Origin of the sequence: Mucilaginibacter aurantiaciroseus (genome assembly GCF_024055595.1) — a bacterium.
Classification (GTDB): domain Bacteria; phylum Bacteroidota; class Bacteroidia; order Sphingobacteriales; family Sphingobacteriaceae; genus Mucilaginibacter; species Mucilaginibacter aurantiaciroseus.
In genome coordinates this window covers 60,463-78,036 of the sequence record NZ_JAMXOF010000004.1, presented here as the reverse complement: position 1 = coordinate 78,036, position 17,574 = coordinate 60,463, and the positions used below count along the sequence as shown (strand labels likewise).

At 44.0% G+C, this 17,574-nt stretch carries 13 protein-coding genes; 8 read left to right on the top strand and 5 right to left on the bottom strand.

The window, feature by feature from the left end:
* Positions 1-12 precede the first annotated feature (12 nt).
* From NAF17_RS16310 to NAF17_RS16300, 3 genes are all read left to right on the top strand, one after another.
* Positions 13-1,389 (top strand): 3-keto-disaccharide hydrolase, encoded by a 1,377-nt coding sequence (locus NAF17_RS16310; protein ID WP_252759086.1) that lies wholly within the window; start codon positions 13-15, stop codon positions 1,387-1,389.
* 265 nt (positions 1,390-1,654) lie between these two features.
* Positions 1,655-4,060 (top strand): ABC transporter permease, encoded by a 2,406-nt coding sequence (locus NAF17_RS16305; protein WP_252759085.1) that lies wholly within the window; start codon positions 1,655-1,657, stop codon positions 4,058-4,060.
* A 58-nt stretch (positions 4,061-4,118) separates the two neighbouring features.
* Entirely contained in the window at positions 4,119-4,751 is a 633-nt protein-coding gene (locus tag NAF17_RS16300) for a hypothetical protein (RefSeq protein ID WP_252759084.1), read from the top strand.
* A gap of 114 nt (positions 4,752-4,865) precedes the next feature.
* Here the strand turns inward: NAF17_RS16300 and NAF17_RS16295 are convergent, their stop codons facing one another.
* Positions 4,866-5,276, bottom strand: coding sequence for a BrxA/BrxB family bacilliredoxin (locus NAF17_RS16295; protein WP_252759083.1), 411 nt, complete (start codon positions 5,274-5,276; stop codon positions 4,866-4,868).
* Positions 5,277-5,487: 211 nt separating this feature from the next.
* Here NAF17_RS16295 and NAF17_RS16290 point away from each other — a divergent pair, with 211 nt between their 5' ends.
* The 4 genes from NAF17_RS16290 to ahcY all read left to right on the top strand — a co-directional run bounded on the left by NAF17_RS16290 (position 5,488) and on the right by ahcY (position 8,495).
* The gene (locus NAF17_RS16290) at positions 5,488-6,339 is read left to right on the top strand and encodes a M23 family metallopeptidase (RefSeq protein ID WP_252759082.1); all 852 of its coding nucleotides are present in this window, start codon (positions 5,488-5,490) and stop codon (positions 6,337-6,339) included.
* Positions 6,340-6,474: 135 nt separating this feature from the next.
* Entirely contained in the window at positions 6,475-6,657 is a 183-nt protein-coding gene (locus NAF17_RS16285) for a hypothetical protein (protein WP_252759081.1), read from the top strand.
* Entirely contained in the window at positions 6,657-7,043 is a 387-nt protein-coding gene (locus tag NAF17_RS16280; protein ID WP_252759080.1) for a hypothetical protein, read from the top strand. Before NAF17_RS16285 ends, NAF17_RS16280 begins: the two co-directional genes overlap by 1 nt.
* 135 nt (positions 7,044-7,178) lie before the next feature.
* Positions 7,179-8,495 carry an adenosylhomocysteinase gene (gene ahcY, locus NAF17_RS16275; protein ID WP_252759079.1) on the top strand — a complete coding sequence of 439 codons (1,317 nt, stop codon included), beginning with the start codon at positions 7,179-7,181 and terminating at the stop codon, positions 8,493-8,495.
* A gap of 175 nt (positions 8,496-8,670) precedes the next feature.
* Here the strand turns inward: ahcY and NAF17_RS16270 are convergent, their stop codons facing one another.
* From NAF17_RS16270 to NAF17_RS16260, 3 genes are all read right to left on the bottom strand, one after another.
* Positions 8,671-9,075 (bottom strand): DUF5655 domain-containing protein, encoded by a 405-nt coding sequence (locus tag NAF17_RS16270; protein WP_252759078.1) that lies wholly within the window; start codon positions 9,073-9,075, stop codon positions 8,671-8,673.
* On the bottom strand, positions 9,075-11,807 hold the full coding sequence (locus NAF17_RS16265) for a PAS domain S-box protein (protein ID WP_252759077.1): 2,733 nt from the start codon (positions 11,805-11,807) through the stop codon (positions 9,075-9,077). The genes NAF17_RS16270 and NAF17_RS16265 overlap by 1 nt, the downstream gene beginning before the upstream one ends.
* A 386-nt stretch (positions 11,808-12,193) precedes the next feature.
* Positions 12,194-13,174: a polysaccharide deacetylase family protein gene (locus tag NAF17_RS16260; protein ID WP_252759076.1), complete on the bottom strand. Its 981-nt coding sequence runs from the start codon at positions 13,172-13,174 to the stop codon at positions 12,194-12,196.
* 84 nt (positions 13,175-13,258) lie between these two features.
* On the opposite strand from NAF17_RS16260, the gene NAF17_RS16255 reads away from it, so the two are divergent.
* Positions 13,259-13,975, top strand: coding sequence for a pyridoxine 5'-phosphate synthase (locus tag NAF17_RS16255; protein WP_252759075.1), 717 nt, complete (start codon positions 13,259-13,261; stop codon positions 13,973-13,975).
* Here NAF17_RS16255 and NAF17_RS16250 read toward each other — a convergent pair.
* The gene (locus tag NAF17_RS16250) at positions 13,972-17,469 is read right to left on the bottom strand and encodes a T9SS type B sorting domain-containing protein (RefSeq protein ID WP_252759074.1); all 3,498 of its coding nucleotides are present in this window, start codon (positions 17,467-17,469) and stop codon (positions 13,972-13,974) included. The genes NAF17_RS16255 and NAF17_RS16250 overlap by 4 nt on opposite strands.
* Positions 17,470-17,574: the final 105 nt, after the last annotated feature.

Here is a 17,574-nt window from a genome sequence, read left to right as displayed (position 1 = left end):
CTGATACATATTATGAAACACTTAAAAACTTACCTACTGGCTATGGCAGTTGCCGCCGGCATACAAAGCGCATCGGCACAAACTAAAGCGGGTTATACCAATTTGTTTAACGGTAAAGACCTTAACGGCTGGAAAATACTGGCCGGCAAAGCCGAATACAAGGTAGAGAACGGCGGCATTACCGGCACCGCGGTGCTCAACAGCGGCAATACCTTTTTGGTGACTAAAAAGGAATACGGCGACTTTATATTAGAGCTGGATGCTAAAACAGAAAGCACGTTAACCAACTCTGGCATCCAAACACGCAGCCATTACAACCCCGCAGGGCACGAAGGTAAAGGCCTGGTTTATGGCCGCCAATGCGAGATTGATCCCAGCGACCGCAAGTGGACAGGCGGCATTTACGATGAGGGGCGCCGCGACTGGCTATACCCAATGGACTTAAACGCCCCGGCACAATCTGCCTGGAAGAATGGCGAGTTTAACCACATCATAATTGAATGCATTGGCAACACCACCAAAACCTGGGTAAACGGCGTGGCTACCGCTTATGTGGTTGATACGGTGGATACCAAAGGTTTCATCGGTTTGCAGGTACATGCCATTGATAATGAGCAACAAGCGGGTAAAAAGATCTTCTTTAAAAATATTCAAATTAAGACTACTAACCTACAACCCAAAGTGTTTGCCAAAGATGTGTATGTAGTAAATCTGCAACAAAACGTACTATCAGCCTACGAAAAACAAGATGGCTGGAAACTGCTTTTTGATGGCAAAACACATGATGGATGGCGCAGTGCGTCATCCATCATGTTCCCGGCTAAAGGGTGGAAAGTTGAGGGTGGTATGCTATCGGTTATAGGGGCTAACGGCGGTGAGGCTGCCAACGGAGGTGACATTATTACCGACGGACAGTACGCCACTTTCGATATGTCGTTTGAGTTTAGGATGAGTAAGGGGGCCAACAGCGGGGTTAAGTATTTTGTGACCTTATCAGAGAAAACTGTTGGCTCGGCTATTGGTTTGGAGTACCAGGTTTTGGATGATGCCGTACACCCCGATGCCAAATTGGGCAGGGATGGCGACCGTACATTAGCGTCCTTATATGACCTAATTCCGTCCAAAAAACAGCCCCGGTTCGTCCATCCGATAGGTGCGTGGAATATTGGACGGATAGTAGTATCACCAAATAATCATGTTACCCATTATTTGAATGGCGTGAAGGTTTTGGAGTACGATCGCGCCTCGAAGGAATACCGCGACCTGGTAGCCATCAGCAAATACAAAACTTGGAAAGATTTTGGCGAGGCCAAACAAGGCCACATCCTGCTGCAAGACCACGGCTTTGATGTGGATTATCGGAATGTAAAAATAAAGGAACTAAGGTAGCGGTTATCCTGATCTTAAATGGTGGCGTTACAATGTCAGTAGTCAAACTATCGATCCCAATTTTGTGCTCACCACAATATAGCAAATCCTTCACAATTAATTGCTTATAACCGAACACCTTACCGTTCGTTTACGAACGGTTTTAAGATATTTATTAATATTAAATATTTGACAATCAGTTTTTTGTGAAGTTGGCACGTATGTTATGATATATAATGCTTAGCAAGCAAGCTTGCTAAGCATTGCCAACTAAACTTAAACTGTCATGTTCAGAAACTACCTCAAGATCTCGTGGCGTAACCTTACTAAAAATAAGGCACATACTTTTATAAATGTAACCGGCCTGTCGGTTGGTATGGCGGTGGCTATACTTATCGGGCTTTGGATCTGGGACGAATTATCCTACGATAAAAACTTTCAGAATCACGAAAGGATTGTACAGGTATGGCAGCACCAAACCTTTAACGGCAAAGTGGGCAGCCAAACCGCTATGCCTATCCCTTTGGGCACCATGCTTAAACAGGATTATACCGGCAAGGATAAAGATTTTAAGTATACCATATTATGCAGCTGGAACTACGACCATATCCTGGCCTTGGGCGATAAAAAGATAACCCAGCAAGGCAGCTTTATGCAGGCTGATGGCCCCGAGATGCTTTCGTTAAAGATGCTGAAAGGTACGCGTGCAGGCTTGTCAGATCCATCATCGATCATGTTATCCGATAAAGTGGCTAAAGCCATATTCGGAACGGAAGACCCGCTGAACAAAACACTTAAGCTTGATAATAAGGAACTGATAAAAGTTACCGGGGTTTATGAAGATATTGCGCATAACTCTACCTTTAACGAGTTGTATATTATTATGCCCTGGGATCTTTATATGTCTTCACAAGACTGGGTTAAAAGGGCCTCAACCCAATGGGGGAACAACTCGTTCCAGATCTTTGCGCAGCTTAATGATAAAGCTGATATTAACAAGGTTAATGCCCGCATCGCAGGGTTAAAACTAAAGAATATTGCGCTGGCAGGCGACAAGGTTGGCGCTTCATTTAAACCGGTGGTGTTTTTACACCCGATGGATAAATGGCACCTGCGCAGCGAATTTAAAGACGGTGTAAACACCGGCGGCGCTATTCAATTCATCTGGATGTTTGGCATCATCGGCACCTTTGTGTTACTGCTGGCCTGTATCAATTTCATGAACCTGAGCACCGCCCGGTCAGAGAAACGCGCCAAGGAAGTAGGCATCCGTAAAACCGTAGGCTCGTTACGCAGCCAGCTGATAGCCCAGTTCTTCAGCGAGTCGTTAATGATCGTAGCCTTGGCATTTATCTTATCGATAGTATTGGTGCTGCTAATATTACCTTGGTTTAACCAGGTTGCCAATAAAACAATGGGCGTGCTTTGGGCAAACCCGGTATTTTGGTTGATGGGGTTAGGCTTTAGCCTGCTTACCGGTATAATCGCAGGTAGCTATCCCGCGTTTTACCTGTCGTCGTTCCAGCCGATAAAAGTTTTGAAAGGCACTTTCAAGGCAGGCCGTTTTGCAGCATTGCCGCGCAAGATCCTGGTGGTGTTACAATTTACGGTTTCGGTTACGCTGATCATCGGTACCATCGTGGTATTCTTACAGGTGCAGCACACCAAGAACCGGGTAGTAGGTTACGAGCGTACCGGTTTGCTGCAGATGAACATGAAATCAGACGATATCCATAAAAACTTTGCTGCCGTACGTAACGATCTTTTGCAAAGCGGTGTTATTGATGAGATGGCCGAATCGGGTAGTCCGCTAACGGGTGTATACTCTAACAGCAGCGGCCTTAACTGGCGCGGCAAAGCGCCCGATCTGCAGGACGATTTTGGCACCATCGGCGTAACGCACGAATTTGGTAAAGTGGCTAAATGGAATGTTGTAGACGGTCGCGATTTTTCAAGAGCGTTTGTAAGTGATTCTAACGCGATGATCCTGAACGAATCGGCCGCAAAATTCATGAACTTTAAACATCCGGTAGGTGAAATTATCAACTGGGGCGAAAAATACAAAGTGATAGGTGTGGTAAAAGATATGGTGATGTCGTCGCCGTACGAGCCGGTAAAGCCAAGCATATTTACAATAAGCAAGAGGTTAGAGGGTGGTGTAGTTGATATCCGCTTAAAAGCAAGCGTGAGCACCCCCGACGCGCTGGCTAAGATTGAAAGCGTATTTAAAAGATACGATCCCGGAAGCCCGTTCGATTATAAATTTACCGATGACGAGTACAATAAGAAGTTCGCGAATGAAGAACGCGTAGGCAAATTGGCGGGTTTCTTTACCTTGCTGGCCATCTTTATAAGCTGTATGGGCTTGTTCGGTATGGCATCCTTTATGGCCGAGCAGCGCATTAAAGAGATTGGCGTTCGCAAAGTGCTGGGCGCATCGGTATTTAGCCTTTGGCGATTAATGTCGACAGATTTTATCATCCTGGTAAGTATTTCCCTGCTAATAGCCATCCCGACGGCCTATTACTTTATGCACGGCTGGCTGCAGGATTATAAATACCGCACCGAGCTTTCCTGGTGGATCTTTGTGCTGACCGCTGTTGGGGCCATCGGCATAACGGTACTAACGGTAAGCTACCAAAGCATAAAAGCCGCGCTTACCAACCCGGTAAAAAGTTTAAAAACAGAATAAGGAAGGTAATCAAGATTGCAATAGTCATAAATCAAGAAATTATATATTATCATCGTCGATGAGAATATATAAAACGCTATTCCTTGCCGTAGCTACGCTGTTTGCTACCAACTGCTTTGCCCAAATGGCACCGCCAAAAGTAAGCGACCTGACTATTATTAACCGCAAGGTGAGTTTTGATACCGATGGCAGCCTGCATCTTGATGAGGCTAATAATGCCGGTTTCGCCTGGATAAATAACAGGAAATTTAAAAGTGGCACTATTGAGTTTGATGTTAAAGGAAATGATAAATTACAGGGCAGCTTTGTGGGGATAGCTTACCATGGGTTAAACGACAGCACTTACGAATGCGTATACTTTAGGCCGTTTAATTTTAAGGCTGATGAAGCAGTAAGGAGAAGCCACGGCGTACAATACATCGCCTCGCCAAAATACGACTGGCCCATATTGCGAGAGAAATTCCCTAACAAATATGAGCAAGCGGTTGTGCCCGCGCCGAATCCTAACGGATGGTTGCATGTACGTATTACCATCAGCACAAAAAATGTAAATATTTATGTGAACGGGATGCAAAAGGCGATACTGATAGTTGAACCATTGGTAAACACAGGCGGCACCAAAATTGGCTACTGGGTTGGCAATGGCTCGCCCGGCGACTGGAAAAATTTGAAAATAACCGACGCAAAGTAAAAATGTTGCATGACAAAAAAGGGTTCGATAGTTAATATCGAACCCTTTTTTATATAAATGTCAAAGACTAATCTCTAATCACAAATCTCTCCCCTATAGCTATAGGGGCTCTAATTAGCAATATTGCTCAAATGCGCCAATCAGGTTATCAGCAATCATTTGTGCAGGACGGCCTTCAATTTGGTGGCGCTCTATAATGTGCACCAGTTTGCCATCTTTAAACAAAGCCATTGATGGCGATGACGGAGGGTAAGGCAGCATCAGGTTACGGGCAGCATTAACCGCCTCGGTTTCCATACCGGCAAAAACAGTAACCAAACGGTCGGGGTGTTTTTGGTTAGCAGCAGCGGCACGTGCAGCAGGGCGCGCGTTAGCAGCAGCACAGCCACAAACCGAATTTACCATTACAAATACAGTTCCTTCGCCTTTAATAGCCGCATTAACTGCATCAGCATCTTTTAACTCTTCGAAACCAACTTTGGTTAATTCTTCCCTCATTGGGGCAACTAAATATTCTGGGTACATAATTTTTACTTCGCTTATTGTCAGCACAAAAATACCAATTTCAAAATAAAAACAACCCTCAATCAGAATAATCCGTAATAATTGACGTTTCGGTTATAATAGCGAAAGGGAGTAGGCGAGCAGGATTTATAATGGAGATTGCTATATTGCATGCCAAATGTTTTAACCCTAATTAAAACTATATGATGAACTTAAAATTTAAGATTTAGGTATGGGAATTATTACAAAAAAAAATAACGCCCAGCCGCGCATTGTACAAGTAAAAGCCAGGCACTTTAATTCGTTAAAAGTAACCGTAGCGGCAGTATTGATCATCGTGATGGTATTGATGACGGCCATAGCGCGCTTAAGCACAAAAACGTTAGCGCAAAGGCAGGAAAACAGCAGGCTGCAATCGCAGGTGGTTGCTTTACAAGGACAGATAGACAAGGAATCGCAGGATGCGTTGCTGTTAAATGCCGAAAAAGAAGGCAACCGCAGCAAAGCAGTATCCTACATTCAGGATATCCAGGAAAAACTTAAAACGATAAACAACTACATGAGCAAACGTGGGTTGCGCGGTTTGCCGTTCAGGAACCTTAACGTTGGCGAGAAGCCAAAAAGCGATACCAAACTGTATTCGGATTTTAGTAACTACCTGGATAAACTGGTAAACAATATTGCTTATGTTCCCATGGGCTACCCAAGGCTAAGCTCATTCACCTCTTTCTTTGGATCGCGCGGTAATCCGTTTGATTTTGGCGGGCACGAATTTCATCCGGGCATAGATTTTTCGGGCCACCAAGGCGACCCGGTTAAATGTACCGCAAGTGGCAAAGTAGTATTTGCAGGCAAAGCAGGCGGTTATGGCAATTGTATTAAAATACGCCATGCTAATAATATCGAAACATGGTATGGGCACTTATCCAAAATTAATGTGAAAGAAGGCCAACGCGTAACCGTGGGCGATTTGATAGGCAAAGTTGGTTCAACGGGCCGCTCAACCGGGCCGCACCTGCATTACGAGATCCGCAGGAACGGGCAACCCGTTAATCCTAAACAGTATTTAAGTTTAAATATGTAGTATGTGTTGCGGTTAATTATAGGCTTGTATATCTTTTTTATAATAAATACTTTAAGTGTGAATAAACCTTTTGGCATTTTTTTTTGTATTAGTTATAAATTCTTATATTAGCTAAACAAATCTAATTCTACTATCATGAAAAATTATTTAAAAAACCAAACTGTAAACGAAGTTCAAAACGGTCGTTTATCACGAGAAACAATGAAACAAATTAAGGGTGGCGGATCTGATCTGACCCTGAAACAACTTTGTGAGGCTGACCATGCCGGCCGTTGCGGCAGCTGCGATAATGGAGGCCACTTTACTCCTTGCGGATAATGAAGATAGCTTTACTTTGTTTTTGGATAGTGATAACCCGCATTGGTTACTACTTTTTGATACAAGGCAGCCATAGTGGGTTATACTATATCCAAATAAGCAACCTGAAGGATATTTGCCAGTACTTATGCTTTGCAGGGTTTTTACTGTTGCTTTATGATAAGCAACAGTTTAAACGGTTAAGGTACTTAATTATTTTCGTTATAGCCTATTGCCTGTCTTTTTCCATTTTAATGTTGTACCCATTTCTCGGTAGCGATTCCCGGGATTACAGCGATCAATTATTACTTGCCTTTAACCTGTTTTGGACGGCTGCTATGGCAATTTTGTTTTTGTTCCTGGTGTTTAGTACCGATCAATTCTCTATCAAAAAGGTTAGTGCTTAGGTAAGCGTTACAATGGCTTTTTTATATGGTGCGTAATATTGCCGGGGGTTGTGTAATTACCCGGTAATGTTATCACTCCCAATTTCTTTAAAATATTTATATTCACTACTTTTGTGCTTCAAAAAAAGCTATAATATGTCGACTGTAGAAACTGCATACGTGAAAAGTAAAGTGAAGGATGCTTCACTGGCCGATTGGGGCCGCAAGGAGATTGAATTGGCCGAGGCAGAAATGCCGGGTTTAATGGCACTGCGTAAAGAGTACGGACCATCTAAAATACTAAAGGGCGCACGTATTGCGGGCTGTTTACACATGACCATCCAAACCGCTGTTTTAATTGAAACATTGATAGAACTGGGTGCGGAAGTTACCTGGTCATCATGTAATATATTCTCAACACAAGATCATGCTGCTGCTGCTATTGCTGCCGCGGGTACTTCTGTTTACGCCTGGAAAGGTATGAACGAAGAAGAATTTGACTGGTGTATAGAGCAAACCTTATTTTTTGGTGAAGACCGCAAACCATTAAACATGATATTGGATGATGGGGGCGATTTAACCAATATGGTTTTAGACCGCTACCCTGAACTTATTGGCGAGATAAAAGGTTTATCTGAAGAAACCACTACAGGTGTACACCGCTTATACGAGCGTATGAAAGCCGGTACTTTACCAATGCCTGCTATCAACGTAAACGATTCTGTTACCAAATCAAAATTTGATAATAAATATGGTTGCCGCGAATCATTAGTTGACGCCATCCGCCGTGCTACGGATGTGATGATGGCCGGTAAAGTTGCTGTTGTTTGTGGTTATGGCGATGTTGGTAAAGGTTCTGCAGATTCGCTTCGTAACTCTGGCGTACGTGTTATCGTTACCGAAATTGATCCTATCTGTGCTTTACAGGCAGCTATGGAAGGTTTCGAAGTAAAGAAACTGGGTACCGCTATTAAAGAAGCCGACATTGTAGTTACCGCTACAGGTAATAAAAACATTGTTCGCGAAGAGCATTTCCGCGCATTGAAAGACAAGGCTATCGTTTGTAACATCGGCCACTTTGATAACGAGATTGACATGGCCTGGTTAAACGGTGCTTATGGCGACAATAAAATTGAAATTAAACCACAGGTTGATAAATACACTATAGACGGTAAAGATGTTATTGTATTGGCAGAAGGCCGCTTGGTAAACTTAGGTTGCGCTACAGGCCACCCAAGTTTTGTAATGAGCGCGTCGTTCACTAACCAAACTTTGGCACAAATTGAGCTTTGGACAAACGGTGCTGCTTACAAAAACGAAGTTTACACCCTGCCTAAAGTGCTTGATGAAAAAGTTGCCCGTTTACACTTAGACAAAATTGGTGTTGAACTGGAAGTTTTAGACCATGGCCAGGCAGAGTACATCGGCGTAACTGTTGAAGGTCCGTTTAAACCGGAGTACTACCGTTACTAAGTAAAGATCCAAGACTGTTAGAGTCAGGAGTCAAGATAAAAGAAAAGGGATATGGTGTTGAGCCATGTCCCTTTTTTAGTTCTTCGGTTTGTCATGGTAAGCTTGTCGATCCATCGGCACGCTAAGTCTTCGACAAGCTCAGACTGACATTCTATTTAAGTATGAAAAACCGGGTTTACGACAACTCATAACTCCCCCTCACCCACGCAAATAACTGCGGCCGCAAATCATTTATAGTACTCAATCTAATGTGATTCTCAAAACGTTTTGATCTTGAGGCGATGCTTTTGGTAACTGGTGGTTCTTCTATTTTGGTTTTGGAGTAAAACTTCAGGTCCAGCACTTTTTGCATCGGGCGGATCACGAAGAAAGTTTGCTTGTGCACAAAGGTGATGCAATTTGGGGTAACACCTATCAGCACATCAGGCCATTCTGCTACCTCGGCCAGGAGTTTATCAAAGGTGAGGACCAGCTCGTCGGATTTTCCTTTGAAAAGGTCGTTCAGGTTTACCCGGGCGCAATGGTGCCACTGGCTTTCGCGGGTTAGTTCGCGGTCGCATTTTGGGCAGATGTAGGTCATTAAAATACGATGGTAAACTTCGTGCCAATATTGGGCTCGCTTTCTACACTTATTTTTCCGCCAAAGGTTTCTATCTGGGTTTTAGTCATGAACAGACCGATGCCTTTACTATCATGCCCGGCGTGGAAAACGCTGTTCAGTTTAAACATATCCTTGCCGTGTCGTTTTAGGTCTATGCCCAGGCCGTTATCGCTAAAGGTTAGGGTAACATGGGCGTTTATTAATGCTGATACAATGTTGATCACAGGCGGCACTCCGGTTTTGCTGTATTTAAGCGAGTTGCTCACCATATTATAAAATATACTCTCGAGATACATTTTTGGGAACTGCAAGCTGGTTACGCCGAAGTCAGTGGTGATCTTAGCTTTTTTCTCCATCATCTGGCCCTTTAGCATGGCAGCGGTCACCTTTGTCATTTCCTGTAGGTCGCAGGTGTCATAAGCAATGTTTTTGCTGTTGCGTACTTCCAGCACGCGCATGAGTTCATTCAGTGTTTCGTTTAGTGTTTCGCTGCTTTGGTTAAGCATCCGGAATAACTCCGCTTTTTCCTGTTCGTCGCTTGCATCATTTATCATGGTCAATATCATGCGGATACTGCCCGATGGCCCGCGCAGGTTATGCGCCACAATTCGGTTAAAATCTTCGTACTGGCTAATGCGGTTCTCCAGGTCCAGCGCGCGTTTGTATTCGTCAATATCATAGCACGATCCAAACCACTTCAGTATACTGCCATCTGCGGCCAGCATAGGCTGCGCCATAGCTTTATGCCATTTGTAAACCCCATCCACCGCCCTGCGGAAACGCAGTTCCGAACGATAAGGCTTGCCGGTGGCTAACGAGTGGTGCCAGTCTGCATAATCTTTTGGCGCGTCTTCGGGGTGTATAACGGGTTCCCAGCCGTAATAAAGGGTATCTTCGGGGCTTAAACCGGTATAGTCAAACCAATGTTTGTTGTAGTAATCCATGGTGCCATCCGGGTTGGATGTCCAGATGATCTGCGGGATAGAATCTGCCAGGAATTTAAACTCCTGGATCTTTTCGATAGTTTTATCCTGCTCCTTAACCAACGCTACCTGTTTCATTAGTGCAAGGTTAAGGGCCTCCTGTGTTTCTATCGATCTTTTGAGGGCAAGTTCGGCCGATTTGGATCCTGAAATATCCTGGAACGTACCGTACAACCTGGTGCAAGCGCCATCTTTAAACTCGGTGTTACCCAGGGCGCGCACCCAAATTTCTTTCCCTTCGGCATTAATTATCTGCAGTTCTTCATTCCATGATGCGCCGTCTGCAATAGCTTTATTAATTGCTTTTGTGATACGGTCGCGGCTGTCGCCTTCCTTATAAAAGTTGATACCAATATTTAACGACGGCTCATAATCAGCCGATACGCCGTGGATCTGTTTGGTAACCGGTGTCCAGTAAACTTTTTGTTGTATAACATCAAGTTCCCAGCCACCAACACGGGCAACCTGGTTGGTTTGCTCCAGCATTTCGGTAGTGCGTTCCAGGTCTTTCTCCAACAGGTAGCGTTCTGTTATATCAATGGCATTACCAATTACATAGGTACCCCCTCGCGGTGGAGTTTGCAGCGTGTTATTATATAGCCAAACCTTTAAGCTGCCATTTTTATGCCGCGTAAGCATTTGCCCCTGTGATTTACCTTTCGATGTGATTTCTTCTAAATATGTTCTTAAAAAACCGTGGATTTTTTCGGGAACAATATCAAAAAGGCTTAGTTGTACAATTTCATCAGGGGCATATCCCAGGCTACCGGCACCGGCAGAATTAACCGACAGGAACTTACCATTAACATCGTGCGTGCACATCAACCCCTGCGCATTCTCAAAAAATACACGCAGTTTCTCCTCGCTTTCGGCAAGGAGTTTATCTTTTAAAACAATGGCAGATACATCGCGACCAATACCAAAAATATTACCGGTTAATATCTCGGGTGTCGAGGTCCATTCAATGGTTTTATAATTTCCATTAATGGTTTTCATCCGCTGCAAAAAGTTGGTGGTATCGCCACCGTTCAGCATGTTTTTTAACTGCGCTTCGGTTTTTATAATGTCATCAGGGTGGATAAGGTCAAACGATGAGGTAGTAAGCATATGCCTTTCGCTCCAACCCAAAACCTTAGTAAAAGCAGGGTTAACGCGTTTAAAAAGGCCATCTACCCCGCCCACAAAAACCAGATCATTTGAGGTTTGGAAAAGTTTCTCAAAATTTTTAAGATCCTGCTTTTTACGGCGCTCCACTATAAGTGTAATAGCTTCGTCGGCAAGTAATTGTAAGGCCCGTTTTTGATAAACGGAAAGCGTACGAGGAGTGCTGTCTGCAACGCATATCGTGCCCAAGGCACAGCCATCCGGGTCAATAAGCGGAAAACCAGCATAAAAGCGCAAATTAGGGCTGCTGGTTACCATCGGGTTGTACATAAAGCGGATATCCTTGGTAGCATCTTTAACCTCTATATACCGTGCATCGGCAATGGTATGGCGGCAAAAAGCAATCTCGCGAGGCACTTCCTTTGCATCAAACCCAATGACCGATTTAAACCATTGGCGATGCTCGTCAATTAACGATACGATAGAAATGGGTACATCGCAAATAATAACTGCCAGTTCGGTAAGGCGGTCAAACTCGTTCTCGCTCAACGAATCTAAGATATCGTAATCGTCGAGCGCTTTTAAACGTTCTAATTCGTTGGACGGTTTAGGGTAGCTACTCAAATTTTTGCTGTTACTACTATGTACAGATATATTGAATAATTGTTTTGTAATATGCAAGTTATAAGCAAATTTAATTGCTGACGTTGACTAATAAAATCTTTAAACCAACTAATAATATGGTGATCACGGTTGAGCCGGGCATTTATATCACTGCGGGCAGCATGTGCGATAAAAAATAGTGGAACATCGGTGTACGTATCGAAGATGATGTAATTATCGGTAAAGATAGGAAGCCCCGATGCAAATAGACTGCCCCCCAAATTTAGACACTTACTGGGGGCAGTCCAAAATCGGGGCTTCCTTGTTTTATGGAAATGGGTGTCAGTCTGAGCTTGTCGAAGACTTTTGCGCGTCGCTAATGGTTCGACAGGTTCACCATAACACAATTACTTCTCTTCCGCTTCCTCTTCAACCGTTTCTCTTAGATCGTAAAGCAGCCATTGTTTATTAGCGATGGATGACGCTTTAGATTGGAGCAGCTTTATAAAATCATTAACGCCCACAGGCTCGTTACCATTCCCGTGGATCAACACAATGCTGCCTGCCTGCGGCTGTTGGCCTTTAGCCAGCCAGGCATCGGTACCAATAGGGATCAACCCAAAATTGGTGATCTTATAAACCAGTTGCTGATTTGACACCAGCCCCGGGAACCTGAAAAACACAGAGGGCAGCAGGCCATCGGCCAGCATCAGCTTTTCGGTTTCCATTACTTCGTATTTAATATCGGTACCGGGTTCCAGCAAAAAGTTTGTTTTAAGCGGGCTGGTTTTGCTCACTCGATGGTTGTAGGAATGATTGATCCAAGTGATATAAATTTCGTGGTTGGCTTGCAATTGTTTTAACCATGCAAGGTCCTGCACATGGTGTTTCATCCACAACCCACTTACCGATAGGGCAATTGGCACGGGCGTTTCCACTTGTTTAAACCCGGTAATAATATCGGTAAAGATACGCCTGTCCAGCGGGCGGTGCGAAGGGCAAAGATCGGCCGTTAGGCTGATGCCTGTTTCTTTAGGGATGCCGCGTTCAATTCCAGCATCCTGTATGGCTACCGACTGGCTTTCGGCTTTGCTTAATGCTTTCTGATACGGTGTACTGCTAAAAAACTTGCGGGCATCGGCCATGCTCATGGGCCTAATTTGGTAGAAACCGGCATCGTTCAGTTTGGTTTCCAGCGTTTGCGGGTTTACCATCAGCAGGTAGGGCTTGCCGTTGTTCTCAAACTTACGCAGTATCATCCAGTCTTGCGGGTAATGCTTAGCCCAGCCGTAGTATACCTCGTAATTGGTGATATTAGTGTAGTTGGCCTGCGCGCTGGCAGCCAGCGCCATGCAGGATAGTATAAAAAATGTAAAAAGCGCTTTCATCGTTACTGCAAATTAACACAATCATAAATATGTTTTTATTGTTAGTAATGTAATAATGATATTTGCCCTTAAATATATACTGCTATGGCCCGCTTATCTGTCAACGTCAATAAAATAGCCACCCTGCGTAACTCCCGCGGCGGCGATAACCCAAATTTGGTACAAGTTGCTAAAGATTGCGAGCGCTTTGGCGCCGAGGGTATCACCGTACACCCAAGGCCCAATGAAAGGCATATCCGTTACCAGGATGTTTTCGATTTGAAAAAGATAGTAACCACCGAGTTTAACATAGAAGGTAATTGCCAGGAGCAAAAGTTTATTGACCTTGTACTGGCCAGCAAACCCGAGCAAGTGACTTTAGTACCCGATGTTTTAGGACAGATCACCTCTAACCATGGCTGGGATACGATGAAAAACCAGAATTATTTAAAAGACATCATCAAGGTTTTTAAAGCTGCGGGAATCCGCGTATCTATATTTGTTGACCCGGTTACCGAGATGATAGAAGCCGCCGCAACAACAGGCACCGACCGGATTGAACTTTATACCGAAGCCTACGCACACAATTACCCAACAAACAAAGAAGAAGCTATAGCGCCTTACGTAAAGGCTGCCGATGTAGCCCACAAGCTTGGCCTGGGTATAAATGCAGGGCACGATCTCGATCTGCAGAATCTGCAATACTTCGCCCAAAATATCCCCGCGCTGGATGAAGTGAGCATAGGCCATGCGCTAATTAGCGATGCTTTATATTATGGGTTAGAGAACACTATCCAAATGTACCTGGGCCAACTTGCCTAACGCAAAATGGTTAAACTTCCTGATAGCAATTCACAACCCGTGTTAAGGTTTATGATATAGTAATAAACGCCGGCAGCTAATAGCTTCCCGTTTTGTTTACCCACAAATGGTGTGGCGTAATCTTTAGACTCGAACACCTTTTGACCCCCGCGGGTAAAAACCTGCACCACAGTGCCCGGGAATTTTTGCAAGCCTTCTATTTTCCAATAATCGTTTATTCCATCTTCGTTAGGGCTAAACACATTAGGGAACTTTACATCAACCAAAATCACTTCTACGTGCGCTTTACTGCGCGGGCTTTCGCAAGTGCCAATATTGTAGGATACGTAATAATCGCTGCTTTCATTCACCTGTACATTAAACTGCCCTGTCGCACTTTTTTGTATTGGATCCTGGGCTGTTTCGCTTGTATACAGGTTATAATTACCACTAATTGTATTTAGTACTTTTAATGTTAATTTTTCGGGCACACATATTTTTCTGTCGGCTAATATGGGTGCAGTAGGTATAAACTGGATGTTATCTACCGTAACATCCCAGGTAAGCGGGATAGCGCATGGGGTTGCATCGGTAACTACTAAGCTATAATCGCCTTTGCCAATATTTGTCAGATCGGCGGTATTGCCGCCTACGGGCTGGCCGGTATTTTTATCAGTCCATTTGTAATTGTAAGGAGGTACGCCACCCGTTACCAGCACACCATCTATATGCCCTAATTTTTGATTGCACTGGTCGGCTGTACCAATAGGATTGTTAGCTGTTGCAAATACAAGTAAAGGTGTTTTCTTTACCTCGAACGGGCCAAGGGTTGATGGGCAACCGTATTTATCGGTTACTACTGCACTGTATAAGCCGGGTGCAAGGTCTGTTATTTGATTAGTGTTACCTCTTGGTATGTTATTGGGGTCTATCCATTGGTACGATTGGGGGATCACATTGCCGTTAAACTGCAGTTTTATACTGCCGTTACTCAAATCGCAGCTGGCTGCTGTAATGTTAGGGTTATAACTGAATGTTTCGGGGAGTTGCCTTTCTACATTAAACAGCCGGCTGTTATCGCAGCCTGTAGCCGTATTTTTTGCGTACAGAGTGTACTGTCCTTCCGCTAGGTTACTTGGTAGATTGTGGTAATTACTTGCAGTGGTGGGGATAGGGCCATTAGGTCCTGTCCATTGAAAAAAGTCGGCATTATCTACATAAACATTATTTATAGCGCCATTATTAAGCCCGCAGGTAGGGCGGGTAATAGTTCCGGTGGTAATGTTTACCGAGTTGGTTTCCTGGATTCCAATGTAAGGCGTAGAATAAGGGCTACACTGGCTTTGGTCCCTTAATTCCAGCCGGTAAGAGCCGCCTTTAACGTTTGTCAGATCTTTATTGGTCTTACCCGGCAATGGGTTATTATTGCTATCATACCACTGGTAACTTAATGTGCCAATACCCACGTAAGTAGTTATATCTTTAATAGAGCCTTCGGCAATGCCGCAACGGGCGGTTGCAACATTCATGGTGCTCAAGTCATAATCCGGGCCGGGTTTAGCCGTTATGGTAAACGCTGCGGATGTAACCGCGCAGCCTGCATCGTCAGAAATGGTTAGCGTGTAAGTCCCGGCAGGCACAACCCCATTTTTATCTGTAGATTTAACCTCGCCCGCTGCGTTTTTCCACTCAAACCTCACATTGCCTGTACCACCCTGAAAATTAACATCTACCGGAAAGAATTTTTGACGGCACTCCGGCATGGGCGGCCGTATATTTTGGATCTTTACCCGCTGGTCTTTTATCTCAAACAGTTTGGTGCTTTTTTGGCAACCGCCCGGGTATTGTACGGTAAGCTGGTAAGTGCCCGGCTGTAAGCCGCTTATGTTTTTAGTATTTGCCAAAGAAGTTAAGGTGCCATTTTGTTCTTTTTTATCCCAATGGAATTCGAGCCCGCTAAAATCAGGCGTAATGGTAATACTACCTGTGTAGGCGCAGGTAAGTTGTTTAATAACAATGTCGTTATCCTGTATCACTAATGATGAAAAAGGCGATGTGTTGTTATTACCGTCTGTGGCGGTTGCTATAACCGGGCTGCTTATGGTGCCCGTATACGTCCATGTGCCGCTTCCGTCTGCGTTTACGGTAGTAATGTAGGTTTTGCCCTGGCAGTTAACAAAGCCGCAAGCATCAGCAAAAAACAACTCAATTTTTGAATTAGGCGTGGCTACACCTGATACTTTGGTGGCGCCAAAGCTAAGAACCTTTACAAACGGCGGCTGGTAATAGTTAGTGGCTACGCTAATGCCATAATCTTTATTACAGAACATGCTGTTGCGGGTAATTAACGCATGTGCATTATTTAGCGCCTCGATTCCGTAATTATTATAGGCAATGATGTTTTTGGCCGTAGCCGCCGCACCGCCTATATTGCCCGCCGCATTAACCCCCACACGGATGCCTTCGCCGTTGCCAAGGTTGGCAGTTCCTGCTTTATCGGTACCTATATTATTGCCTTCTATCTCAAAAGTGGCGTTATCGATATATATCCCGCAGTAGCGCTGCCCTGAAACGATGTTGTCAGTAATTTTAGCGATAATGCCGCTGCCGTTTATAAAGATGCCAAAAGTTTGAATGAACGCGCTAAGCTGAAAAAGCGGGATGTTTTTAAAATCGGCATTACCCGAAAAATTAGTGCCTATTTTATTGTTTTGGATTAAAATAAAATTGTTTGCCGCGAAATTATAGCCGCGTGTAACGCTTACGTTGGTAACATTGGCGGCAATAACATTGCCCATGTTAGCATTTATGCCCCCAATGAGTGCGTTTTTATCGATACTAAGGTTAATACCATACATGTTTGTATTTGCGGTAAAACCATCATCAAGCAAGCCAATAATGTTGCTTTGTATCACTATTTGGTCGGCACCGGTATAGTAAGTGTAATTTGAGTTTACAATGCCATTGATGTTGCCGCAGATAACGTTGCCTTTACCCGGCGCACCAATAGTGATAAAAGATGCATCGCCGGTAAGCACAATGCCCGATCCCTGGCTGTTATCAGGAGTAGCTACGTTGGTTATTTTGGCGAAATTGCGGATATACAAACCATATATTTCGATGTTTTTTGCAGCAGTACCATTGTTGTTTACATCGCCATAAATATTTAGCGCGTTAAAATTAGCCGGTGATGTTTCCGGTTCAATAACAACCCTGGCGTCCGAAACACCAAAAACAATACCCGGTTGTGTGGTACCATCAATAATTAGGTTTGATGAAACATTAGGTAATTGAGTTTTTAACCTGATGATGCGATCAGATACAAGCGCCCCGGGTAAATTAAAGGTAATAACATCTTGAGTTAAGATGCCATTTGCAGCCGCATTGGCTAAAGCCTCGCGTAAAGTACCGGGCCCCGCATCGGCATTACTGGTAACAGTGAAGGTAGCTGCTAAGCTTAGGTGAGTTATAAGAAATAAAAAAGCAATTAAAAGTAAAAGTTTTTTAACAAGCATAAGATTTTCGGTAACATAAAGGTAAAAAATTTCCTTGTAAAACCAATGTCAAATCTTATTACCCGATTGTTATTCAGCGGCTAAATTGTACCTTTGCACTAAATT